This window comes from Tychonema sp. LEGE 07196 (assembly GCF_963890365.1).
Classification (GTDB): domain Bacteria; phylum Cyanobacteriota; class Cyanobacteriia; order Cyanobacteriales; family Microcoleaceae; genus Microcoleus.
Map to the genome: position 1 here is coordinate 52113 of NZ_CAWPRX010000108.1, position 25115 is coordinate 77227.

At 44.6% G+C, this 25115-nt stretch carries 17 protein-coding genes; 8 read left to right on the forward strand and 9 right to left on the reverse strand.

The window, feature by feature from the left end; all coding sequences use genetic code 11:
- Nucleotides 1–135: 135 nt before the first annotated feature.
- Nucleotides 136–573 (forward strand): thiol-disulfide oxidoreductase DCC family protein, encoded by a 438-nt coding sequence (locus tag AACV78_RS13350; RefSeq protein ID WP_194008748.1) that lies wholly within the window; start codon nt 136–138, stop codon nt 571–573.
- A gap of 133 nt (nt 574–706) precedes the next feature.
- Here AACV78_RS13350 and AACV78_RS13355 read toward each other — a convergent pair whose 3' ends face one another.
- The 3 genes from AACV78_RS13355 to AACV78_RS13365 form a co-directional block, all read right to left on the reverse strand.
- Nucleotides 707–1126: a hypothetical protein gene (locus AACV78_RS13355; protein WP_194008747.1), complete on the reverse strand. Its 420-nt coding sequence runs from the start codon at nt 1124–1126 to the stop codon at nt 707–709.
- A gap of 219 nt (nt 1127–1345) precedes the next feature.
- Entirely contained in the window at nt 1346–6811 is a 5466-nt protein-coding gene (locus AACV78_RS13360; RefSeq protein ID WP_194008746.1) for a trifunctional serine/threonine-protein kinase/ATP-binding protein/sensor histidine kinase, read from the reverse strand.
- A 198-nt stretch (nt 6812–7009) separates the two neighbouring features.
- A complete protein-coding gene (locus AACV78_RS13365; RefSeq protein ID WP_228042234.1) occupies nt 7010–9298 on the reverse strand; it encodes a GAF domain-containing protein in 2289 nt (762 codons plus the stop codon).
- 578 nt (nt 9299–9876) lie between these two features.
- Here AACV78_RS13365 and AACV78_RS13370 point away from each other — a divergent pair.
- Both AACV78_RS13370 and AACV78_RS13375 read left to right on the forward strand, forming a co-directional pair.
- Complete coding sequence (locus AACV78_RS13370; protein WP_194008744.1) at nt 9877–10659, forward strand: calcium-binding protein; 783 nt, start codon at nt 9877–9879, stop codon at nt 10657–10659.
- Between the two features lie 287 nt (nt 10660–10946).
- Nucleotides 10947–12440, forward strand: a complete 1494-nt coding sequence (locus tag AACV78_RS13375; protein ID WP_194008743.1) for a tetratricopeptide repeat-containing S1 family peptidase — start codon at nt 10947–10949, stop codon at nt 12438–12440.
- A 242-nt stretch (nt 12441–12682) separates the two neighbouring features.
- Here AACV78_RS13375 and AACV78_RS13380 read toward each other — a convergent pair whose 3' ends face one another.
- Complete coding sequence (locus AACV78_RS13380) at nt 12683–13471, reverse strand: Tat pathway signal protein (RefSeq protein WP_194008742.1); 789 nt, start codon at nt 13469–13471, stop codon at nt 12683–12685.
- A 670-nt stretch (nt 13472–14141) separates the two neighbouring features.
- On the opposite strand from AACV78_RS13380, the gene AACV78_RS13385 reads away from it, so the two are divergent.
- From AACV78_RS13385 to AACV78_RS13405, 5 genes are all read left to right on the forward strand, one after another.
- Nucleotides 14142–14939, forward strand: coding sequence for a helix-turn-helix domain-containing protein (locus AACV78_RS13385; RefSeq protein WP_228042235.1), 798 nt, complete (start codon nt 14142–14144; stop codon nt 14937–14939).
- 8 nt (nt 14940–14947) lie between these two features.
- On the forward strand, nt 14948–15634 hold the full coding sequence (locus tag AACV78_RS13390) for a hypothetical protein (protein WP_228042236.1): 687 nt from the start codon (nt 14948–14950) through the stop codon (nt 15632–15634).
- A 239-nt stretch (nt 15635–15873) separates the two neighbouring features.
- Complete coding sequence (ffh, locus tag AACV78_RS13395; protein WP_194012651.1) at nt 15874–17295, forward strand: signal recognition particle protein; 1422 nt, start codon at nt 15874–15876, stop codon at nt 17293–17295.
- Nucleotides 17296–17439, forward strand: coding sequence for a hypothetical protein (locus tag AACV78_RS13400; RefSeq protein ID WP_194012652.1), 144 nt, complete (start codon nt 17296–17298; stop codon nt 17437–17439).
- 118 nt (nt 17440–17557) lie between these two features.
- The gene (locus tag AACV78_RS13405; protein ID WP_194012653.1) at nt 17558–18190 is read left to right on the forward strand and encodes a Uma2 family endonuclease; all 633 of its coding nucleotides are present in this window, start codon (nt 17558–17560) and stop codon (nt 18188–18190) included.
- A gap of 43 nt (nt 18191–18233) precedes the next feature.
- Here AACV78_RS13405 and AACV78_RS13410 read toward each other — a convergent pair whose 3' ends face one another.
- The 5 genes from AACV78_RS13410 to hrcA form a co-directional block, all read right to left on the reverse strand.
- Entirely contained in the window at nt 18234–18821 is a 588-nt protein-coding gene (locus tag AACV78_RS13410; RefSeq protein WP_194012654.1) for a Uma2 family endonuclease, read from the reverse strand.
- 81 nt (nt 18822–18902) lie between these two features.
- Nucleotides 18903–20102, reverse strand: coding sequence for an LPS export ABC transporter periplasmic protein LptC (gene lptC, locus AACV78_RS13415; RefSeq protein WP_194012655.1), 1200 nt, complete (start codon nt 20100–20102; stop codon nt 18903–18905).
- A 213-nt stretch (nt 20103–20315) separates the two neighbouring features.
- Nucleotides 20316–20921: a LabA-like NYN domain-containing protein gene (locus tag AACV78_RS13420; RefSeq protein ID WP_006631885.1), complete on the reverse strand. Its 606-nt coding sequence runs from the start codon at nt 20919–20921 to the stop codon at nt 20316–20318.
- A 100-nt stretch (nt 20922–21021) separates the two neighbouring features.
- Entirely contained in the window at nt 21022–22620 is a 1599-nt protein-coding gene (metG, locus tag AACV78_RS13425; RefSeq protein WP_194012656.1) for a methionine--tRNA ligase, read from the reverse strand.
- Nucleotides 22621–23616: 996 nt separating this feature from the next.
- A complete protein-coding gene (hrcA, locus tag AACV78_RS13430; protein WP_445329584.1) occupies nt 23617–24720 on the reverse strand; it encodes a heat-inducible transcriptional repressor HrcA in 1104 nt (367 codons plus the stop codon).
- Between the last annotated feature and the right edge of the window lie 395 nt (nt 24721–25115).

The following is a 25115-nucleotide window of genomic DNA, read 5'->3' on the forward strand; positions in this document are numbered from 1 at the left end:
GGGTTATTGGTTATTGGTTACTTGCTACGAATTCCCAATTTCCCATTCTCAACTCCCAATAACAAATAACAGTCAACAGTCAACAGTCAACAGCTAACATTCAACATTCAACATTCAACATTCAACATTCAACCAATGAATTATAAGGTAATTTACGACGGCAATTGCAATCTCTGCGTCACCTTGGTGCAGTTACTGGAAAACTTAGATCGAGGGCAGAATTTTGAGTATATTTCTATGCAAGATTTAGAGGGATTAGATCGCTTTGGGATCACTGCCGATGATTGCGAAATGGGGATGATTTTGATAGATTCACAGAATCTAGAAAAACGCTGGCAAGGTAGCGATGCGGCGGAGGAAATCGGGCGGATATTGCCTGCTGGTGAGGTGTTTGTGGCGGCTTACCGCGCTATGCCGGGGATGAAGTGGATGGGCGATCGCCTGTACGAACAAGTCCGCGATAACCGCTATACTTTGTTTGGCAAGCGATCGACAACGTACAAATCTGTTTATGCGGTTGGCTGTAGGTCGATCGAGAATTGCGACAATCCCGACTTAAAACCCGGTTCGTAGTGAGGACTTTAGTTTTTTCCATCGAGGATAATTTAATTTAATACGGACTAAAGTCCTCACTACAAGCCTTAATAAGGACTAAAGTCCTTACTAAAAGCTTGATTTATGATGTGTAATTAACCAGAAATTAATATTAGCTATTAAACAAATTGAATATCTCGCGGCAAAAGTGTTTGAGCTTTTCGGCAGACTCCGCAACAGGTTCAGTTTCACCCACAAAATCCCAATTTTCCACGGTAGAAAAGCGCCACTGCTGACCGTTATGATCGTAACCGGCCGCCTCAACCCCGATCGCCCGCCGAGATCCTTCGACTGGATCTTGGTAAAATCGGATTTGAATCAGGATGCTGCGGCTTTGCAGCAAGCGGCTTCTACCGGGGAAATGGAAGCCAATGTCGATCGAATCTGGATCTACAAGTTCTCTGGTATCCTCGTCATTCATCCAAGGCTTCAAATCGACTTTCGCATCCGGGAATTCGGACTTGAATAAATTAACAACAGCAGCAATTTTGCTGGCAACTTCTATATTTCTGGCTTGTTCGGCAGCGTTCACTCGAAAAACTCCTATCAAATACAGTTATTACATGATTTAGCTAACAATGTAACTGCATACTGCCTGCTTTAAACAGTGAACTGTGGACTATTTGATAGATATTTAGGAATTGACAAATTTCCAAATGTGTGTTAAGCACAAGTCATACATTTTAGATTTTAGATTTTAGATTAAACAATTGGCAATGAGTAATTCTTTAAGGGTGCGGAATAAATTTTATCAAAGCGGCAGGGCGATCGCAAATTCAGTACCTTCTCCCAGCACCGATTCGCAACTGAGTTTACCGCCGTGGGTTTCTTCCACAATTTGCCTGCTGATAGACAACCCCAAACCCGTACCTTTCCCTACTCCTTTGGTAGTAAATAAATGGTCAAATATTTTAGATTTGACCTCCGATGACATCCCTTGACCGTTATCTTTGATTTTAATCACCACGCTCTGGTTATCCTCGGAGACATGAGTAATAATGGCGATCGTATTCGGTAAAGCTTGAATTTCAGCGTAAGTGCGGCCCTGATTGGATTCCTCAAAACAGTCGATCGCATTTGCCAACAAATTCATAAATACCTGATTCAGTTGCCCAAAATAACATTTAACGGGCGGGATATTGCCGTATTCTTTGATAATTTTAATCGCGGGGCGAGTATCTTGAGCTTTCAGGCGATACTGTAAAATCATCAAAGTGCTGTCGATACCCTCATGAATATTTGCTGACACTTTATTCGCACTGTCAGCGCGGGAAAAAATACGCAAAGACGTGCTAATATTGCGGATGCGCTCTGTACCTGATTTCATAGATAAAAGCATTTTTGGCAAATCTTCGATCAAATATTCTAAATCAATCTCCGATGCTTTATCCTCTAATTCATCTCCAGGATTAGGAAATTTTTCTTGGTAAAGTTGCAAGTAATCAATCAAATCTAAGCTGGCCTCAGCAGCAGCATCAAGATTGCCCGCAATAAAACCGAGCGGATTGTTAATTTCGTGAGCAACCCCTGCAATCAAATTGCCCAAAGCCGACATTTTTTCGCTTTGAATCAGTTGCAGTTGCGCCTGTTGCAGTTCATTGAAAGATTTTTCTAACTGTTGAGATTTCTCTTGCTCCCGCGCGTACAAACCAGCATTTTCTACGGCAATAGCAACTTGAGAAATTAACACTTTGAATACTTCTACTCTCTCTGCTGTAAAAGCTCCTACCGTCACAGCATTTTCTAGATAAATTATTCCGCGCCGCTGAGATTGATAAATCATCGGCAAACAGAGAATTGATTTTGGTTGATATTTCTGAATGTAGGTGTCCACCTTAAAAGGTTCGGTGACAGTCGCATTGTCTAAAACCAGATGCTTTTGACTCCGGTGTACGTAATTAATCACAGATAGGGGTACATCTTGACGATTTTCTACGGGAATAGACGGTAAAAGTGTCACTTTATCCTCCGCAAAACTGCCAGTAGCTTCTATGCAGAGAATATCGTTTTTCAGCAGCAGCAGCACGACTTTTTGAGCCGCCGCATTTTCTAAAATAATTTTGATTAATTTTGTCAACAATTTTTCAAGAACAATTTCACCGTTAAGGACTTGCGCCGACTTAATAAAAGTAGCTAAGTCTAAGAAATCGCCTAAACTACCACTGGTAGTATTTCCCATGGTTGTGCGGTTGACATCGAGGGTTGAGGTTTGAATTGTGCGCGTCTGTGCTGCTAAGAAAGGATGTGTTGACTCTAAGTCTTTAACTTTAGCTGTGGCTCCCCAATGGATATATCCATAATAGGCTTTAGTCAGATATGCTTGAAAAACTACCTCTTTACCCAAAGCTTGATAAAATTTTCCTGCTAATTCATAGGCTAATGCTTCCTCTTGAATGTAACCATTTTTGGCAGCTCCAGAAATTGCGCGATCGTACAAATCCATTGCTTCGGTATTTTTCCCCAACACTCGCGCTTTCTCGGCTGCTACCAAGTCGTATTTGTGTTGATAATTCATCGGAGCATCAACTGCCCATTTTTTCATCTTCTTTTGGTGGCGCAGCACTTTTTTCAGATATTGCTTTTGCTCCCCTTTCTCAGCTTGGGGATACAAAGCGAGAAGACTTATAGAAGAGTAAAAATTATTCAGAGAAACTACATAAAATCCGGCTACTGCTTCTTCATATTTTTCAAATAGCCTTGAATTTTCTAAGGCTTCCGCGTAGTTTCTGAAGATAAAATTAAGCTGAGTTTTGGCATGATAAACCAAACTCACTAAAAAAAAGTTTTCAGCTTCTATTAAAACGGGGAGCGTTTTAACTTCATTAAATCTATCACCAACTAAATGGCAGGGTTCGACAGCTTGACCGCGCAAATTGAGGGCTGTCTGCCTGCCTATACTTAGATACTGTACAGCCATTTCTAGTTGAGATTGCTGCATTATTTTCATATATTTACCAGTCTCATGCTCCACCAAATCGAGAGGCTCTCCTATCGACATTTTTTTGAAGCAATATTGACCTATACAATAACTCGCATACTCCAATTCTCCAGTTTCCATCCCTGTTTGAAAACCTTCCTTGAGAACGCTTAATCCTGAGTTAACCTCGGTTTTCCAGTGTAGAATAAAACAACCCAAGAGTGTATAAACTCTACTTTTCATTGAACGGGATGGAAATTTGTCTAACATCCTAGTGGCCAGTTGACCGCATTGGTATGCCAAACTAATGTCCCCTAGCCGGCACATAACTACGCCATAATAAAGGTAGGCAATACTTGCATAAGGCGAATTGCCATATTTAATGCACAGGTTGACCATCCTAAATGCCAGCAGCGCTACCAGGCGGGGTTTTCCCTGAACAGCAGTGCTGATAATCCCTGATAAAATTCGCATGGCTGCTTGTTGATTGGGATCTGTCATTTCTGGCAAGTTAGCTAAATCCTCAATTCGTTTCAACCCCAAGCTCAGTTTTGTCTTGATCAGTCCCGGCACAATATTTAGCGCGTTGGGGTTTTGAGGAAAAGAAATGCCTAACAGTTTCAGCACTTCCAGTCCTGTATTTAGTGCTTCTACAAGTCTAATTTGAGCATTGTAAGATTGGATTTGAAGTTCATAAACATTCATTTTTTCCAGTAAATTTTTAGCTTTTTCCAGTACGATATCGACCAGTTTTTTGGAATTTTCATAGTTGCTGTTTAAGTATTCAGCTTCTGCTGTTGACTCGTAAATTGCTAATGTTAATTCATACTGACTTTGCCAACAATCCGCTGGCAATAATTCCATAGCCACCCGCAAATACCTAACAGCAGCTTCATAAGCACTCGCGGCTTTTGCCTTGCGTCCAGCCGTTAAATTTAATCTTGCTAAATCAATTTTTTCGACTGGCTGGCTAATCGTGTCAATTCCGACATTCAACTGATTGACAATATCAAAGATGTTTTCTTCGAGCTTTTCTGGTGGAGTATTATGTAACAGTAATTGACCGATTTTTAAATGGGTGGATTGCTTTTTATCTTCGGGAATTAGGGAATATGCGGCTTGCTGGACGCGATCGTGCAAAAATTTGTAACTAACCCGCGAAGTATCTAATTTGAGATTAATTGATTCGGCTCGAGTGAAAACCAAAGGAATCCGATAAGCATCGCTCAAGGGCAGAATTAACCCTGCTTGCAAAGCTGAATAAAGTTCAGTGGCTGTAGTATTAGCTGACTCTTCTCTGACAAGTGACAGCACATCTAGAGCAAATTTATCCCCCACACAAGCTGCTAATTTCAACATTTTTTGCGTGGCTGCGGGGAGTTTTTCAATGCGGCTGGCTACCAGTTCCACCACACTTTTATCGGTAATTCCAATGGCTTGAATTTCATCGATACTCCAATTCCAGCCCCCTTTACCTTCTTCATTGGTAACGGGAGATATCATGGGACTAAAGTCATATTTTAAAAGATTTTCTTGATAAAGTGCTTGGAGTAGTTGCGTCAAGAAAAAAGGATTGCCGCCAGTTTTATTGCAGATTAACTCTGCTAGATTCTTTACTTTTTCTCTGCGACTGTTAAGTGTTTCAGCGATTAATTCAATCACATTTTCTAAATCCAGCGGTTGCAGCACGATATTGTTGACAACCGTACCCGTCTTTTCAATCTCTTCTAGAGTTTGAATTAAAGGATGAGTGGGACTAACTTCGTTATCTCGATAAGCACCGATTAGCAACAAATATTGCTGGTCAGGGTCAGTTATCAGTATTTGCATTAACTTTAATGTTGCTGAATCTGCCCACTGCAAATCGTCTAAAAAAATCACTAGCGGGTGTTCTTTTTGCGCGAAAACGCGAATAAATTCTTTGAATACTCGATTGAAGCGATTTTGCGATTCTACAGGGCCGATTTCTGGGACTTCTGGCTGTTTGCCAACGATTAATTCAAGCTCAGGAATTACATCGGCAATTACTTTACCGTTTGTTCCTAAAGCTGTTAAAATTTTAGTGCGCCATGTTTGTATAGAAGGAGCGCTTTCTGTTAGCAACTGGCGCAGGAGCGAGTTAAATGCTTGAATCAATGATGCGTAAGGAATATTTCGTTTTAATTGGTCAAATTTGCCGCTAATGAAGTATCCTTTCGAGCGAGTAATTGGTTTGCTAACTTCATTAACTACTGCTGATTTACCGATACCTGAATAACCAGATACTAGCATCAGTTCATTTGTGCCGGATGGGGGCAACTTGTCTTGAAAAGTGGTTGAGGTTTCTAAGGAATTGTTAGTTAAACCCCCGCCTACTCGTTCAAATGCTGCTAATAGTTGGTTGACTTGATTTTCCCGACCGTACAATTTCTGGGGAATTAATAACTGACTGAGAATATCTAAGCGTCCGGGGGTAAAATCGGAAACTTGGCCAGTCGTTTCTAACTGATGCAAACAATTTTCTAAATCTGCTAATAATCCGGCTGCACTTTGATATCTTTCTTCCGCATTTTTTGCCATCAATTTCATCACTATCTCTGAGATGGCGGCGGGAACTTGTGAATTCAACTGATGCGGTGAAATTGGTTGTCTGGCGATGTGGCTGTAAACTATTTCTAAGGGGTCACTGCTGGCGAAAGGCAGTTTACCTGTCAGCATTTCATACAAGGTAATTCCGAGAGAATAAAAGTCGGTGCGGTAGTCGAGGGTGCGGTTCATTCTCCCGGTTTGTTCGGGAGACATATAAGCTAATGTGCCTTCGACGGAGTTGGGATTGTTAAATTGCGGGTTTTCTTTGTTCAGTTTTGTGGCAATGCCGAAGTCGGTGATTTTTACTTGTTTTGTTTGCGAGTTAATTATGATATTGCTGGGTTTGATGTCTTTGTGAATAATCTGATTTTGATGCAGGTATTCTAAGGCTTTGACGATTTGGACGGCGATGTTTAAATTTGCTTGCAGGCTCAAGGTTTCTTTTTCCAGCAGTTGTCCGAGAGATTCCCCGCCAAAATCTTCTAAAACCAGTCCTAATCGGTGGTCAAAGGTTTCGAGACTGATGGCTTTGACGATGTGTTTGCTATCTAAATTTTTGCGGATTTGATATTCGTGTTTGAGGCGGGTAATGGCTTCGAGTGTCGGATATTCGGCTTTCAGGAATTTAAGAATTGTTGCTGACCGATAAGTAGGTGTCTGTCCGCGATAGATAATTGTTTCGACGCCTTCGTGCAGAATAGAGTCGATGCGGTATTCAGAGAAAGTTAACATAAGTTAATTTCTAATTTAACAGGATCTAATTCTGATTATTATAACATTAAGTTACCTGGGCTTTGTGTGATCCAGATCGTGTATTTTAAAATCGCGCATCACAAGTAAAATACACCAAATATGGGAGCTTAAGTTGGGAGTTGCGCGTTGCAAGTCAACGTGCAACTCCCAACTTAAATAAATTTTCAAGGCTGATTTTCAATCGTTTACTACCGTAACTTCACTGACATGAATAATTGATTCTGGTTCCGGCAAAATGCGGACGCGGGCGAATTTTAAACCGCTGACTCCTTGCAGCGACTCTACCATGCCTGTCTGAACTTTTGGCTCAACCCAACCTTCGCGAGACAAGTAGCGCAAGTATTGCTGGTACTCTTCCCACTCGTCCTCGGTTGAATAAACGACTGTCAACATCCCCGACTGGGTGATTCGCTCTTGTGCGTCCTTATCCACGGCTTTTTCGATCCGCTTTTTGACGAGTTCGTAGCGGATGTCGCGGGTGCCTTTGACATCGAACATTTTTTCGGTATTTTCGTTGTGAAAAATGTCAATGGTTGTATTCTGTACTAAGACTAAATGGGCAAGTTCCATGTTAATTTGACACTCGGCTTGCAGGCGAAAAACTGTGCGGGCACAGTCACAAATTGCTCGCAGTTGTTCGTAGCGCAAACTGTGCAAATGAAACGGGCTGAATTTGGGATCGATCGACTTTCCGACATAAATCATGTGATCGATGCCGTCGGTGCATTCGATGTCGCAGTAGTGGGGGATGATTTGCTGCATTTTTTCTTGCCAGCGGGCCCAGATTTCTTGAAGTTTAGTGCCGATTAGGTTCAACATTTGATCGTAGCGGGTACGATCGCTATAAACGCAATTGTGTTCGTTGTCGCAGGCGGATCGGTAAGCTTCAACCGCTCCCAGAACCGTGGGCCCGCACTGTACAAAGTAGTCAAAATATACTTCTAAACGCTCGTTTAAATACTCGGCTGCTCGCACTTCCATATCGACTGTTACTTTTTCTTTTAAATGCTCGATGTAGTCGAGCAAGTCGAGCCGCAGTTGCTCGCCGAGGTGGGTGGTTTGTGTTTGGCAAACGGCATCGGCTATGGCTAAACCCAAGCGAAATTGTTCGAGCAAATCTGTTTGAATTGCTCGGTTTCTTTCGTCGCTGGAACCGCGAATGTCGGAAATTCCGTAGAGGGGATGAACCTCTGCAAAGACGATCGTCTCTGGGGGCAGTCCCCAACTGCGCCTTTCTGCTTCTTGGGCGAACCGCCACTCGACTGCGGGGTGGATGTTGTGAATGTTGGTAAACCGCTGCTGCATGGCTTGTCGCAGGGCTGCAATGAAGGCGGGAATGAGTTCTTGGGCGTGTTGAGCGTCAATGTTGTTGAATTGGTTGGGCCGATCGCACAACAGCCCCACCACGCCCAAAATCCGCTGCCCGCACCCCTCGCGGGTGACAGATTTGACGGCTAGGGGCACGAGGAGCATCGATCGAGTCCCCATTTTTCGCAAAGCTCGATCGCACTCGGTTTCGCATTCCCGACGCAAGTCTGGCACGTTCCAAACTTGATTTGCTGCGGTGGCTTTGAAAAAGTGAGAAGCTTCTAGGGATTGCATTGAATAAACAATCGGCTGCAAATTTTGGTCATCTTTGGCAACTAATAGCTGTGCCTGTTCGCCGTCGGGGCGCAGCAGCAAAGTGCCGTCAGCATGGAAAAGCGATCGCAAACACCGATCGATTCTCTCAAATTTATCTGGCCGCAGCATCGAATTGCGATCGATCAATAACTGAGTCAGCCGCCGTATTTGCTCCTGCACCGTGACATCAACACCTTCTAGCAGCAACAAACCTTCCACCAGGTAATTATCTAAATTTAGTCGATCGGCTAAATTTGCCAGTTGATTCGGCTGCATCAGCCAAGCTTCCAATTCTGCAACAGGCATTAATTTTAAACGAACGTCGGCAAATTCATCTATTTTTGAGTCGATTCGAGTAATTTTTAACTGCTCCGAACCAAACCAAAATTCAATAAATTTAGGTTCGCGGTGTTTGGGATGTTTCATACTCGCCGTGAGAGGTTCATCTAGCAGCCGCAAACTGTCAAGGTCAATTTGATAAAATTGCTTAAACACCCAATGCAAAAGGTGACGGCGGTACAATTGCTCTGCCATTTTGACATCCCCATCCTCGAACAGTTCCAGCAGACTGATGCCAGCTTCTGCAAACCAACCGTTATTAGATTGAGTTACCAAGGGCGTGCCCTCCCAACCCGCCAAGCGGCAAAATGCCGCGTTACCATAACGTATGGCAAAAGTTCCCGGTTCCATGACTGCGATTAAAACGCGGCGATCGCCGAGAAATTGAAACAGTCGCTCTAAATCTTGTTTCCACATTTTCAAGCCTTCAATTTCAGCAGATTTACTGGGTACTTGGGCCGCCAAAGCTTCCAGTAGCTGTTCCATACTTGGTTCGCTTGACATCTTGTCACTGTCTTGCTCTGTTTTAGCGATACTTGCGGTTGACCGTGATTTTACGGAGTTATTGTTGTTTTGAGGGGAAGAGGATTTAGGAGTAGACATAAGCAAAACACCTGAAAGCAGTGGATTTTGTTAAAAAATGAGCGAACGGGGATTTAGAGCGAATGTAAAGAACTTAGATCTTGTTTGTAAAGTTTGTGTATTGGTCTCGGAAACTGGGTGTATTTTCGGACGATCGCCCCAGAAACTTTTACTTTGCTTGACAAACAACCTCTGAGTCTCGACGTTATAGGTGATATTAACGTGTTTGCGGGCTGACGGGTCACACCCATTATAAGCGGTGAGCCGTAGCGGATACTGTCAGCGACTAATGCTATTTGACTCCTCGGCGAAATAGCAGCTTTGGGTTGAACGAGGCACAGCCTTGGCAATTCAAAATTGTAATTAGTAATTGATAATTTGCCAATTGCCATCAATTATTGAGTCTATTGAAGGAATGTAAAATAAAATATCCTTGTTATTTGCCAATGATTTAATTTAAATATATAATGTAAATATTAACATTTAGCAAGGACATATTTATGGCTTTGACGATTAACAATCTCATCGGCGATCTGACTGGATTTCCTGTATTTGCTGGCGGCGGGCCGCGTTTTTTGGCATTCGCTACACCAGATGAGATTGACGTAGAAGAGGGAAATTTGTCGTCTTTTCCGTGGGGAGTTTGGGGACTAGACGGCAACGATACCATAGCAGGTTCGTCGGATTCTAACGAACGGCTGCTAGGAAATAATGGGGATGATATTATCGGCGGTGGCGAGGGGAATGATATCATTTACGGCGGCAAAGAGAACGATCGCCTGGATGGAAATGATGGCAACGATTTAGTTAGGGGCGACGCGGGAAACGACATTATTTTTGGAGGGTCTGGAAACGATGTCCTGCGGGGAGGACAAGGAGACGACGATTTAGACGGCAATGATGGCAACGATTTCTTGGTGGGCGATCGGGGAATTGACGTGCTCACGGGAGGCCCCGGTGCTGATATATTTGTGCTCAGAAGCAACGACGAAGGATTTGGAGTCAATGCAGCCGATGTCATTACAGATTTTAACTTTGACGAGGGCGATCGCATCGGTTTGACTGACGGTTTAACAGAACTAGACCTCCTCTTCACTGACGACAATCTGATCGCTTACGATAACGACGGAATTATTGATGATATGGTGATTCGCAATCGAAGAGACGGACGGATTTTGGGTGTAGTTTTAAACACGGATAACTTTGAGCTTCTCGGTTCCTTTGAAGAAGCCAGTCCGTTTGCTTTGGCAATTAACGGTACTCAGTTCCAGTTTTTGGCTTAATTTTGTGTAGGCGGATTTGATGGGCGATCGAGCTAGTTCTTAGTAGGAATACGGCAGTTTTGCGTAGGGACACGGCACTGCCGTGTCCCTACAGATAGCGCTAACTTTGCAGAATTGATATTAAAACAGTTCTCCATTTAGATTTTTTAGGCTAATCTATACGAAATGTACGAAATGTCATAAAAATCGCGATCGTCTGAAAACCTCCAGTTTTTCGGGTTTTCATAAATTTTATTTTAATCTATACTATTTGGAGTATAAAAAATCTTACTCTTCAGCAATTACCTATGAATAGGGATTATTCGCGGTTTGATTCCCTCACCAGCATCCTAGCAGGGACAGTAGCGGTAGCAGGAATAGTCGTCTTTGCACAAGCACCAGTTTTCGCAAAAACTCCCCAAGAAATTGCCGGATTAGCTGACTCTGTTACCGTCCAGATTAATGGACAAACAAGCGGTAGCGGGACGGGATTTATTATTGCCAAACAAGGTACGAATTACACGGTTTTGACAGCTAATCACGTTGTGGCCGCTCGGGATACCTACACGATTCGCACCAATACGAAAAAAGACTATCTAGTAACCCGTACTGTACTATTACAGAAAGGCCAGAATGCTCCTGATTTAGCAGTCGTAACTTTTAACAGTGCAGAATCTTATCCTGTTGTCACTTTAGGCGATTCCGAACAAGCTGCAGTCGCTACACCAATTTTTGTGTTTGGCTATCCAGGTATTCCAGAAAGCAGAAACTACCAAAAAGATCGTAATTTTGAGTTTTCACCGGGCTTTGTTACCAGTCGTCTCCCCAATCATCCACAAGGTTATAATTTGCGCTACAATGCTGTCACGAAAGGGGGAATGAGTGGAGGGCCAGTATTTGATGGAGAAGGGCGCGTAGTTGGAGTTCACGGAGAAGGCGATCGCGATTACGATCCTGTCACAGATGGAAAAGTCCGCACAGGTTTAGCCATTACTAAAACAGGATTTAATTCAGCGATTCCGATCAATACTTTTATAGCTAAGTTGTCGGATGCGGGCTTAAATCGATCGGCACTTTTGATAAATACCTCTCCCACAGCTAATGTACCTCTGAAACTGAACAATCCCCAAGATGCTAAAACTTATTATGTTCGGGGTTTGACTCGGTTTGACAAGGGAGATTTGTCAGGGGCTGTTGCCGATTTTAATCAAGCGATTCAAACTCAATCTGATTATTCAGAAGCTTATTTTTATCGGGCACTGGCTTATTTTGATTTGAGAGAAATGACCAAAAGTATTGCTGATTATAGCAAGGCGATCGCCCTTAATGCCGGTTATGTTGACGCTTACTACAATCGGGGGCTGGTTTTGTCGGCATTGGGAGATAAACCGGGGGCGATCGCAGATTATACTCAAGTCATCCGCTTGGATAGAAACTTTGCAGCAGCTTACAACAACCGAGGATTAGCGCTTTCGGACTTGGGCGATCAAAAAGGGGCGATCGACGATTTCAATCAAGCGCTGCAAATTAATCCCGGTCGCGCTAACACTTATTTTAACAGAGGATTAGCGCTGTTTCGCATCAATAACGATCGCTCTGCCTTAGCTGATTACACCCAAGCAATTCAACTCAATCCCAGTTATGCAAAGGCTTATGCTAACCGAGGCATTACGTTAGTGAGAATGGGAGATAGACAAGGGGCGATCGCAGATTTGCAGCAAGCCGCCCGTTTATTTCGGGTTCAAGGAATGAATGCAGATGCTCAAAAAGCATTGGATTTGATTAGTCAACTGCAAAGGTAAAAGGTCAAAATCAAGCCCCGCCGAATGGAATTCGGGGCTACACAAACAAAGTCCGCCTTCGCGGACTGAAAATCTCTTTAATTATTCATTCCGCGAAGGCGGAATTCGTTTGTGTAAACCTGGTTTCAACCGCCGAATTTTATTCCAAAAATCTCTTTAATTATTCATTCCGCGAAGGCGGAATTCGTTTGTGTAAACCTGGTTTCAACCGCCGAATTTGATTGGAAATGAGATAATTTTCCCTAAAATCTCACCGTCACCAAAATCACCCGCCGAGGCTGATTTTCCGCTTCAATAGTATACTCAACACGCCCAAAACCTCTCGGCCCAGGTTCAACTAAATCGTAGCGAGATGTCACCGTACCGGCGGCTGTATTGTATTGAGCAAAAACAGCACCGGGATTCCTCCCAGCAGACGCATCCGCATCCCCTCCCCAAGAACCCCAATCATCATCATCCACTCGCGATCTACTCGGCAATAGTGATGCTGCAATTTGTGGAGGCGTGAGTCTTTGATCGGCTAAGACTTGTTGAGCATTATGAATAGCGCACATTGTCGGCCCAGAAATTTTGGTATCGCTATATTGATCTTCCCACTTTTGTACAAACCCAAAACCAACATTCGGGCCGACTTGATCCTGTCTTTGCCTGCCCCACAGCCGACTTACAGATAGAGTATTATCCTCCTCGCTCTTGCCTACCTGACCTAATTCAGTTCTTTTGCTAGTAAAATTGCGATCGACAAATTCTTTATCTGCCCTGCGAATAGCGTTGGCTGCCGCTGATTCTACTTTATTGCTAACATTAGTATTGCCTTGTAAGATTGTTGAGAGAACGCCGGGGATGGGCTGTGCTCCGCAATATTTTTGAATACCGTTAAAAACGCGATCGGCTGATAAGGCACTAATCGGAAATTCTAGGGAATAAGCTTCGGCAGGTTTGGGGAAAAAGATGCCGGATGTTGCCGAAGCAGCAAAAGAAGCGCCACCCCAGATCACGATACGATTAAATTGACGGCGGCTGATGGTCATAATTTATCTTTTCCCTGGAGAGCTTGCTCCTGGTACAATAGCGAGCCAGAAGAAGTAGTACGCTTCATTGTCACAATTTGTTGCTCTGGAACAAGAGATATCAATAGCTAGACTTTTGCCATTACTAACATCTACCAGCATTGTATTGACCCTTCCATCCTTTCCTACCTGGGAAGCTAATTGATTTCCATCTACATAAACATCTATTTGTGCAGGAGGTTTGCTATCCCCATCTGCAACTCCATACTCTATTCGGAGAGAGGCGGGACCACCAGGCAGTCTACAAGTCCAACCGACACCCCTCCCCCATATCAACAAACGACTGGTGTATATTTCTCTACCTATGGAAACATCCCGAGATTGTTCTTGATAATTCTGACCCCATCTCTTAACACAGTTCAGCTCGAGCAAAAAGATCGGGCGCTGGGCCTGTGCCACTTGTGCGCCAACTGTCGCTAAACTAAAAGACAATACCCCAGCCGACAACAAACCGCTGAGCCACTGCACTCGCTTCATAAAAATATCCTGCTAATACCTTAATCAATTAATATAAAGGATGAGCTGTGTAGGAAAAGTCCTGACTTTAGATAGATGACAAAATCAAAAATGTCACAATTGTACGAAATGTCAGGTATAATAAATGGTGTAAACTCCAGCTTCTCGCTAATCTATGGATATCGCCGAAGTTTTGACACTGGCAGATGAGCTAATTTTTGCTAAGACGGGAAAGCATTTGGATTACGTGCAAGAAGCTATTCTGCGGGGAACTTTACAAGACACAACTTACACGCAAATTGCTCAAGAAGTTTACTCAAGTCCAAGTCATGTTAGAAATGTTGGATCGCACCTTTGGAAAACACTTTCTAAAGGATTCAGGAAAAATATTACTAAAGCAAATTTTAGGGCTGTATTAGAGCATGAAAAAATTTATAATTATCAATTAGCTATAGTAGGCGATAATATTAAAGTTGGCGAGAATGTCACAGTCAATAATAACTTTAACATTTGTTCTGAAAAAGTACGATCGCCCAAAACACCCCAAAACCCCCAACCAACAACAAAACAGCCCCGCATCGACTTAGGCGACGCACCAGAAATCTCCACATTTTTCGATCGCACATCCGAACTCACCACCCTCGAAAACTGGATTTCAAGCCGCACCCGCCTCCTCACGATATACGGCTTATCCGGTATTGGCAAAACCGCCCTGACACTCCAACTAATCCCACAAATTCAACACGAATTCGACTGCATCATCTGGCGAAGCCTCCGCGACGCACCAGCCCTCGCATCACTCCAAACCGACATAATTAAATTCGTATCTCAGCAGCAAGAAACTAACCCCCCCCAACCCCCCCCTTATCAAGGGGGGGCGAAGAGATTCAGCCTCCTTATCAAGGGCGTGGCGAAGAGATCGAGCCTCCGTCTCCGTCTCCCCCCCTTAGCAAGGGGGGGTTGGGGGGGGTAATCAACTATTTGCGTTCCTACCGCTGTCTGATCGTACTCGATGATGTGCAAACAATTTTCAGCAGCCAACAACTAGCAGGAAACTACCAACCGGGTTATGAAAACTACGGCGCATTCTTCAAACAAATAGCAGAATCATCCCACAACAGTTGCATAATCTTGCTCAGTTGGGAAAAACCCAGAGAAATTGCAGCCTTAGAAAACCGCCCGAAAACTTGTCAAACATTGCCACTCAATGGCTTAGGAGAAGCAGCGCGAGAAATCTTCACAGAAAAAGGCTTAGCAGAATCAGAAAAATGGTCAAAATTAATCGACCTTTACCGAGGAAATCCCTTGTGGCTGCATACAGCCGCCGCTGCAATTCAAGACTTATTTAACGGCAATGTTTCAGATTTTTTATTATATGACAGCTTAGTTTTAGGAGACTTAGAATATTTATTGCACAAACATTTTCAGCGCTTGTCAGACTCCGAAAAACAAGTCATGTTCTGGTTGGCGAATCAAAACAAAGCAGTCGAAATCTCAAAAAAGCCAGCCCCCTTGGAATTATCCCCATCAGAATTCCTCAAAGCCGTCGAATCCTTGAGACGGAGGTTATTGATCGAAAAAGTCCAAAAGGGCGATCGCACCCTGTTTGCAGTCCAAGGGGCGATCGCAGAATACATAAAAAATCATACCTTCGAGCAATCTCCATAACTCGCCCAGATTTATTGGCAGCGTCAATTAATTTTCCAATCTAAAATCTAAAATTTAAAATCTAAAATCCCAATACCCGCATTTAGCCTTAAAATAGAACTTACGCACGGGTGCTCAGAAACCGGGTTTTTTTACTAAAAACTTGGTTGTGACCCGTAGATTCGGTAAAAAACCCGGTTTCTTTGGTCGGAGTGCATTTGCCCTTAAAATAAAAAAGACTGACTAGCCAACAAAGCCCTATGTTTGAAGCCCTTGCCGATCGACTCGAATCCACCTGGAAAAAACTGCGCGGACAGAATAAAATCTCCGAGAGCAACATCCAAGACGCCATCAAAGAAGTCCGCCGCGCCCTCCTGGAAGCCGATGTCAACCTCCAAGTCGTCAAAAACTTCGTCTCAGAGGTAACGGCCAAAGCACAAGGGGCAGAAGTCGTTTCAGGCGTCCGTCCCGACCAACAATTCATCAAAATCGTCCACGACGAACTCGTCCGCGTCATGGGGGAAACCAACGTACCCCTCGCCACCGCCGAATCCGCGCCCACCGTCATCCTGATGGCCGGTTTGCAAGGAACCGGGAAAACCACGGCCACCGCTAAACTAGCGCTGCACCTCCGCAAGCAAAATCTTACCGCACTGCTAGTCGCCACCGACATTTATCGACCAGCGGCGATCGACCAATTGCTTACCCTCGGCAAACAAATCGACGTACCAGTATTTGAATTAGGCAAAGATACCGATCCCGTAGAAATCGCCCGCCAAGGGCTCGAACGCGGCAAAGAACTAGGCGTAGATACCATCATCATCGACACAGCAGGCCGCCTGCAAATCGACCAAGAAATGATGGCAGAATTGGTTCGCATCAAACAAACAGTACAACCCCATGAAACGCTGTTAGTTGTTGATGCCATGACCGGCCAAGAAGCCGCAAATTTAACCCGCACCTTTCACGAACAAATCGGGATTACCGGTGCAATCCTCACCAAATTAGACGGCGACAGCCGCGGCGGTGCAGCCTTATCCGTGCGCCAAATATCCGGCGCGCCGATTAAATTTGTCGGCGTAGGCGAAAAAGTGGAAGCATTGCAACCATTTTATCCCGAACGCATGGCATCGAGAATACTTGGCATGGGCGATGTCTTGACGCTAGTAGAAAAAGCGCAAGAAGAATTCGACATCGCCGACGCCGAGAAAATGCAAGAGAAAATGCTCACGGCAAAGTTTGACTTTACCGACTTTCTCAAGCAAACCAGACTGTTAAAAAATATGGGTTCCCTCGGTGGCATCATGAAAATGATTCCGGGGATGAACAAACTCTCAGACGAACAAATGCGGCAGGGAGAAGTGCAGCTAAAACGCACCGAAGCCATGATTAATTCAATGACAATTGAAGAACGCCGCAATCCCGAACTTTTAGCAAGTTCTCCATCCCGTCGCCGCCGCATCGGCAAAGGCGCAGGCTACGCCGAAAATGACGTAACAAAACTCGTCAGCGACTTCCAAAAAATGCGTACCATGATGCAGCAAATGAGTCAAGGCAACTTTGCAGGAATGGGAGGAATGCCGGGAATGCCAGGAATGGGAGGAATGCCGGGAATGCCAGGAATGGGCGGCCAGAAGAAAAAGAAAAAGAACAAGCCTAAAAAAGGTTTTGGTCAGTTGTAATTGAAGGAAGAAGGAAGAGGGAAGTTCGGCAACGGATTATGTAACGGATGTAACGGATGTAACGGATGTAACGGATGTAACGGATGTAACGGATGTAAGTCCGTCGGAAGAAGGAAGAGGGAAGAAGGAAGAAGGAAGAAGTAGAAACCGTAGGGTGCGTCGCTATTGACAATCTGCAAGTCAGCTTGAAAATATCACAGCGACGCACCTTCACAATAGTTTTTTGTTGCCAAGTTTTACCCAAAAAACCCTGGAATTGAATATGGTAAAAACATTTACTGAACCGCAAACTATATCTCTAGAAGTGCCGAATTCGATCGCCCTATTAGTCACCGGCGAACAATTCGAGGCTTTAGCATTGGCAAATCCCGACTTGAGATTAGAAAGAACCACAGAAGGAGAATTAATCGTGAATCCACCCACCGGAGGAGAATCAGGCAGTCGCAACCTCAGCATCAGCGCGCAACTAGGCCATTGGTGCGAAACAAACGAGGATTTAGGAGAAGGTTTTGATTCTTCTACCGGATTTATTCTCCCTAACGGCGCTAACCGTTCTCCCGATGCTTCTTGGGTGAGTCGAACTCGCTGGGAAGCGCTAACTCCAAAACAGCGAAAAGGCTTCGTTCCCCTGTGTCCAGACTTTGTAGTAGAATTGCGTGAAGCGAAGCTATCCCGTAGGGAATCGGCATCCGACAGTCTCCCGACTCTCCAAGCAAAGATGCGGGAATATATGGAAAACGGGGCGAGATTGGGTTGGTTAATTGACCCGCAAAACCAACGGGTAGAAATTTATAGACAGCAGGTAGAAGTAGAAATATTGCTCAATCCAGTCGAGTTGTCCGGTGAAGATATATTGCCCGGATTTGTGCTAAATTTGAGGCGCGTATGGCGATAAATAGATTTTGATTGTGATTTTTTGTTTTTCACGCGCAGCCTCTCTAAACACTTGGAATTGCTTGTCTGAATTCGCGCATGGCTTGAAGGTGATTTTCCATATTGATACACCGCGCCAACAGTACAATATCTAAGTTTGGGAGAACACAAGAGCGATCGACCTCTGCATATCCATCTTCCGAAAGCGCGTACAAACGCAGCCTACCATTTTCCCAAAACCAAACTTCAGGAATTTCCAGGCATTTGTAAGCCTCCAACTTATTAATCCCACCGCTAGTCACCACCACTTCCACCGCCAAATCAGGACGTTCTCGGTTAGCCCCCAATTCGTAAGACAAATCCGCTTCTGGCTTCACCTTTCCAGCTTCACTTTCCAGCGTCACCGAGCCCGTTGGCGTAAAATCAATCCCTGCATATTCCAAATACAGATTCACTAGCGTTGAAATCCGTTCTTTAACAATTTGATGTTTTCTTCCAGAAATACGTCTAATCTCCAATACCCCATCTAAAAATGACAGCCTGATTCCCGGACGCGAGAGCAACTGTTCAACAGCTTTAAACTCTCTCCAGCTCATACCATCAATTAAGATAGGTTTATCGAGTAATTCTAACTTTTCTAAAGTTGTCGTCATCCCAAGCCCTCCTTACTCAATCCCATCTTAATTATATCTGCGTTCACCTGCGTTCGTCTGGCGACATCTGCGGTTGCAATCCTATTTACTTTCCAAAATTCCCTTGTTTTCATCCGGCACAAATTCCGTAACAACTTGGCCGCCGCCACCGTCACCTTTGACAATCACAGTTTGATTTTTAAGCTCTCCCGCCGCCCTCGGCCCAGTTAAATTAAACACCGGATTTAGTTGCTTGTAAACCACATTTCCTTCTGCGTCAAAAGTTTGGTTAGTTAAATACCACGTTACGCGATCGGTATTTAATTGAGATTGACGTTTTTCCCCAATTCCTACCACATTTCCAGTTAAATAAAAAATCTTTTTCTCTAAATCTCCCCGCCCCTGATCCCCAGTCATCGTCACCTTTTCCACCCGGTGAAAAACCTTCACAGGCCCTGGCGATATCACAGATTGAGCCGGAAAATTCCAACTCATCAAACTGCTTTCTATTTGCAGCGGCGGGTCTGATGGCATTAATTGAGCGTTTTTCGTTAAGGTCGCAATCTTAGTTTTTAAGTCTACATCTACTTGGTCGGCAAAACCGCTGTCTGTTACTTTTTTATCTTTATATCTGTCAATTTGAGTCGGTTGGTCGCTGTTGATTTTTTGTTGCTCCACAAACCACACTAAGTGCTCGGTACGCAGTTGCAAAACCGGCTCTTTCACATTCGCCACGACAGAACCGAATAACTCCATCCTCTTCGCCCTGCTGAAAACCCGCGCTTCTTTTGCTGAAGCTGTCACCTGTTTGTTCTCTCCCGTCAAATTATTGCGAACAACTAAAATATCTTCCTTCGGCCGCCATTCCAACTCATTTCCGCGCAATACCAAGCCATTTTTTAGGTCTGTAGCGACTATGTTACCTTTGAGAAAAACCTGATTTCCTTCCTGAAATACCTGCCCGGTATCTCCCTGAATGTCGTATATTTCTTTGCCATCCTGAAACAATTTTCCCACTGGTTTCTGAACGTCAACTGTCTTTTGGTCTTTGCTGTAAACGGCAGTTTTTGAGTTGACTTTCCAGAAGGTTTCGCCCTTTTCGTTTGCTTGTTCTAGGGTTACTTTGTTCAATGTTAAACTGCTGTTTGCCTGCTGAGCGGTTTTGAGATCGTCCGCTAATTTGTTATTTTGAGTTTCTTGGGGAGCAGCACAAGCACTAATCCCCAAAATCAATGCTGCTAAAAATAGCAACATTAATTTTGGGGATTTGAGATGGGAATTTTGGGATTGGAGATTAATCATTGGTAATCGATCGTTGGGCTCTAGCGTTGCGGAGGGATTGGTAATTGATAATTAGTAATGGGTAATTGGTAATTGGCTAATTAAAAACACTAAATCAAAAATTAAAAATGTTTTATACTTTATCTAAATTTTTAACTTCTAAGTTTTAATGATTCCACCCCTTACCTATTACCTATGCCTATCCCCCATTCCCTATGACCTCTTGCCAAATCCCTATCTGTCGTCGTGTTCTTCCATCAAGCTTAGACCCGACAGCGGGCGGTAAGCATAGTTAGGGCGCGATGTTTTTTGGATGTCATCCTTAATCATTTCTAAATCGATGTAGCGATCGGCTACATTAATTAAACTGTCACTGGTCATCGATCGCAAACTCACGACTTCCACCCGCACGCCGCGATAGCTCACAGCATCCACAGCATAGGCCAAATCGCCGTCACCGCTGACCAAAACGGCCGTGTCGTAAGACCCGACTAAAGCCATCATGTCCACAGCAATTTCTACATCCAAATTGGCTTTCTTAGAACCATCTGGTAACTGCACCAAATCCTTAGAAATAACTCGGTAGCCGTTGCGGCGCATCCACAGCAAAAACCCCTGCTGTTTCTCGTTTGTGCGATCGACACCAGTGTAGAAAAAAGAGCGTAACAGCCGTGAACCGGCAGTTAAACGGCACAATAGCTTAGTGTAATCAATTTCTATTCCTAACTGTAAAGCCGCGTAAAAAAGGTTAGAGCCGTCAATAAAAATTGCTACTCGACCCCGATTTTCGAGAACCTGTTCCGGTGTAAAAAGGTCGTTGCTTTCTATTCTATTCAACATGATTGTTATGCCTCAATTTTTATGAAAGATTGGTTAAGGAAAAAAGTGCTAATTCATAATCTGTCATAGCACCCCGATCGCTGGCTGTGAACTATGACGGTCATGTTTCCAACAGTTCGAGCCGCTTAAACACTGGTTGGGGTTCTCCCAGAGTTTGGTTGGCAGGCATTGCGCCCCAGGCAGCATGAACTGCAAAAGTCGCTGCACTGTTAACGGCAACCCGATCGTTAAAGTCAATTGAAAAACCTAGCTGCTGATAGATAGCGTTGCTGATATTAGGAAGAATCGGCGATAAAAGGTAAGATGCCAGTCTAACAGATTCCAGAACAGAATATAGCACTTGTTGGACACTTTCGAGCTGTCCTTGCTTGTACAAACTCCAAGGTGCTTGTACGTCAATAAACTTGTTCCCGGCTCTCACTAATGCAAGTACAGCTTCGCAAGCCTTGCTAAAAGCCAATTCTTCGTAAAAACCCGCGACTCGATCGCCCAAATCCATGCTCATACTCTTGAGAAGGTTGTCACCGGAAATGTTATCCGCTGATACATTTGGCACTGAGCCTCCGCAATATTTGCGAGCCATGTTTAAGGTGCGGTTGAGCAAATTTCCCAGATCGTTTGCTAGCTCAGCATTCAATATATTGATAAACCGAGTTTCGTTAAAATCGCCGTCTTCTCCGAACTCAATTTCTTTGAGGAAATAGTAACGAACTGCATCAGCGCCGTATTTATTGACCAATTCGACTGGGTTTAAAGTATTTCCCTCCGATTTACCCATTTTTTTGCCGTCTTTGGTCAAAAAACCGTGAGCGAAGACGCGGCCCGGCACCGATATACCGGCTGACATCAGCATTGCGGGCCAGTAAACTGCGTGAAAGCGGAGAATATCTTTGCCGATCAAGTGCAGGTCAATCGGCCACCATTTAGATAAAGCATTCTCTAACATCGGATCGCTGTCGGGATCTAGCAAGGCTGTGACGTATCCCAGCAAAGCGTCAAACCAGACGTAAATGGTGTGACTCGAATCAACTGGTATTGGTAGGCCCCATTCGAGATTCACTCTAGAAATCGAAAAGTCTTGCAGGCCGGAGTTGACGAAGCTGAGAACTTCATTGCGCCGACTTTCCGGCGCGATGAAGTCTGGACGTTCTGCGTACAAGGCCAGCAGTTGGTCTTGATATCGCGACAGGCGAAAAAAGTAGTTTTCTTCGTCGCGCCACTCAACTTCCTTGCTGGTGTGGACGGAACACCGATTTCCCGGTAACAAATCCCGCTCATCTTTAAATTCTTCGCAGGAGACGCAGTACCAGCCTTGTTGCTGGTTCAAGTAGATGTCGCCGGAGTTCCAGACGCGCTGGAAAAATTCTTTGACAATGTACTCGTGGCGGCGCGAAGTTGTGCGGATGAAGCGATCGTACTGGATAGAGAGTTGTTCCCACAGCGTTTCAAAGGCCGGAACTACTAAGTCGCAGTGAGCTTGGGGCGATCGTCCCAAACTCTCGGCGGTGCGCTGAATTTTCTGCCCGTGTTCGTCTGTCCCGGTAATCATCAACACAGATTTGCCCCGCAGCCGCTCAAATCTGGCTAGGGCATCTGCGGCCATAGTCGTGTAAGCGCTGCCAACGTGAGGTAAATCGTTTACATAGTACAGAGGCGTTGTGATTGCAAAGGTATTCTTAGTTTGATCGGTCGATTTCATTGAATGCTAAAAGAAAATTCCCTAAATTGAGTTTCGATCTTAACTCAGCGTTTAAATCTTTGATGGAGCCGCAATCAAGCTAAATTTACTGCAAGTTATTTGCATTTGTCTAACCAGAGCTATTTCCAAAAGAAATATAGCTTTCACATCAACACTAATCTTTTTTAGTTGTTTTTGACGAACTCTCTAAAATGTCTTAATATTTTGCAATTTTACTGACTTGTGCCTCCCTAGGATTGTCTGTCCAGTTTCCTTAATTTTTGGATGGCCAAGGTGCGATCGCCCCACTTGCCATCTCCCAGCGAGAAACTAAGCTATCGAGCTCTTAATCGCCTGCAAATCCTCACTGTTTTCGATCGACCCAGGGAGGCAGAAACCCAGTTTTTTAGAATAAAAATCTCTCGTGAAGCGCGAGTGGTTTAGTTTCTTGGCCCAACCAGAACCTGAAAGCCAAGATTTTTTGTCAATCAACCCCGGTTTTTTCGATGTTGCAACCGGCTTTGGGGCACAAAAAAACCCAAATTACTTCAACTTGGGGCGATCGCATTAGCGTGCATCTAACAAGGTATTAACCCATATTCCGTACCCTGGCTGTTTCACAGTACAATCACGGAGAACAATCGATTTTTTCAGCGAGCGATCGGGCTTTTTCCCGATTTTTTTCCGTAAATATACGGTTTCAAAGTATAATTTATAGCTTCAATGCTATATCTAAAACCGTAAAAACCGAAGGTAACAGTTGAGGGTGTCGAATGCGGGATCTAAGGAAGGAAAATTTAATAACTTAAACATCGGCCGCGCTTTTCTCTTTCCACAAGTCGCGAGGTAAAGAGAGGCAGAGCCTCCGCACCTGCATTACCAGGCTCTTATTCGTAACGAGCAACAATTGAGGGGGCCGAAGGTGGGAGCTAACTTTCAAAACCCTATTTCTTGAAACCATGAGTCGGGCGGGCACTCTTAGCCCACCCCAAAATTAAATTTAAATGCCGTGACAGCTTATCCTTCTGGAAAATTAACTCGATTTCCGCCCATAGCTTCGGACAAATAATCGGCAGCAGCTTCCACCACCGCGATCGCATTTTCGTAAACCATCCGCGTCGGCCCCAAAACCCCAACACTACCCACCGGCACCGATCCCCGGCGGTAAATCGAAGAAATCAGAGTACAGCCGCGAATTGGTTCTAAGGAATTTTCCGAGCCAATTCGCACCGTTACCCGCTTCCCTGACTTCTCCAAATCCGGCGATTCAAAAATCAAAGGCCAAAGCAGTTCCTGCTCTTGTTCGAGCAATTGCACGAGGGTTTGAACTTGCTGCAACTGCGAAAACTCAGGTAAGCGCAGGGCTTCTGCCAAACCGCCGATCAAAATTCGCGTGTAGGTGGGATTGCTTTGGCGGCTGCTCAAAGCAGCCAGCATGGTTTCCATCCATTCTGCGTAGAGTTCAAAGTCTCGGTCTAACTCGCTCCAGTCTACAGTTGAGAGTTCCGAGATCGATCGCCCCCGCAGCTTGCTGTTCAAAAAATTTGACAAAATCTGCAATTGGCGATCGACAATTGCCTCATCTGGCCAGCTACCATCTGCGTGCTTGGGTAACTGCACCAACACCGAATGAGTTTCGTAAACATCAGTCACCACGATCAGCATCACCTTTCCCGCCTCTAGCTGCACCAGTTGCAAGTGGCGCAAGCAAGCCGTATTGGTTTGCGGTATCGTGATCATGGCAATGTAACCGCTGATAGTTGCCAGGATTTGAGCAGCGCCGCGGAGTGCGGCATCCATGCGGCCGTCTGACCAGTTGAGCTGGTCTAGTACCTGTTCCACCTTGCGGGCGAGGGTATCAGACGGCTGAATCAACTGGTCTACATAAATTCTGTAGCCGGAGTCAGAGGGGACTCGTCCTGCCGAAGTGTGGGGCTGATATAGCAGTCCAGCTTTTTCGAGAGTCCCCATAGCATTGCGAATTGTAGCTGGGCTGACGCTGAGGTTGAATTCGTCAACCAAAGCTTTTGAGCCAACGGGTTCCGCTGTAGCTATGTAGTGGCGAACCGTTGCCCAAAGGATGTGTTGTTGCCGATCGGTGAGGTTAACGCGCACAGATATTTAAGTAGAATTACAATTTAGAGTTGAAAGCCACTATTGATTGAGAATCTCTGTCGAGCGGGCGATCGGGCAGAGTTACTTATTTAAACATAACAGATTTTAGGTTGAGGAAGAAGTCAGTTGTTATTGGTTATTGGTTATTGGTTATTGGTTGTGGGTTATTGGTTATTGGTTATTGGTTATTGGTTGTGGGTTATTGGTTATTGGTTGTGGGTTATTGGTTGTGGGTTATTGGTTATTGGTTATTGGTTATTGGTTATTGGTTATTCGTTATTCGTTACCAATAACCTCCCATGCCCTGCGCGGGCCCATCCCTCCGCAACGCTAGAGCCCAATTCCCTGCGCGGGCCCATCCCTCCGCAACGCTAAAGCCCCATGCCCAATGCCCCATGCCC

Coding starts and splice junctions, on each gene's coding strand:
- AACV78_RS13420 (WP_006631885.1), bottom strand. CDS start 20,921: ATGTTGAATAGAATAGAAAGCAACGACCTTTTTACACCGGAACAGGTT.
- AACV78_RS13375 (WP_194008743.1), top strand. CDS start 10,947: ATGAATAGGGATTATTCGCGGTTTGATTCCCTCACCAGCATCCTAGCA.
- AACV78_RS13350 (WP_194008748.1), top strand. CDS start 136: ATGAATTATAAGGTAATTTACGACGGCAATTGCAATCTCTGCGTCACC.
- AACV78_RS13370 (WP_194008744.1), top strand. CDS start 9,877: ATGGCTTTGACGATTAACAATCTCATCGGCGATCTGACTGGATTTCCT.
- AACV78_RS13405 (WP_194012653.1), top strand. CDS start 17,558: ATGGTAAAAACATTTACTGAACCGCAAACTATATCTCTAGAAGTGCCG.
- lptC (WP_194012655.1), bottom strand. CDS start 20,102: ATGATTAATCTCCAATCCCAAAATTCCCATCTCAAATCCCCAAAATTA.
- AACV78_RS13410 (WP_194012654.1), bottom strand. CDS start 18,821: ATGACGACAACTTTAGAAAAGTTAGAATTACTCGATAAACCTATCTTA.
- metG (WP_194012656.1), bottom strand. CDS start 22,620: ATGAAATCGACCGATCAAACTAAGAATACCTTTGCAATCACAACGCCT.
- AACV78_RS13385 (WP_228042235.1), top strand. CDS start 14,142: ATGGATATCGCCGAAGTTTTGACACTGGCAGATGAGCTAATTTTTGCT.
- ffh (WP_194012651.1), top strand. CDS start 15,874: ATGTTTGAAGCCCTTGCCGATCGACTCGAATCCACCTGGAAAAAACTG.
- AACV78_RS13365 (WP_228042234.1), bottom strand. CDS start 9,298: ATGTCAAGCGAACCAAGTATGGAACAGCTACTGGAAGCTTTGGCGGCC.
- AACV78_RS13380 (WP_194008742.1), bottom strand. CDS start 13,471: ATGACCATCAGCCGCCGTCAATTTAATCGTATCGTGATCTGGGGTGGC.
- AACV78_RS13360 (WP_194008746.1), bottom strand. CDS start 6,811: ATGTTAACTTTCTCTGAATACCGCATCGACTCTATTCTGCACGAAGGC.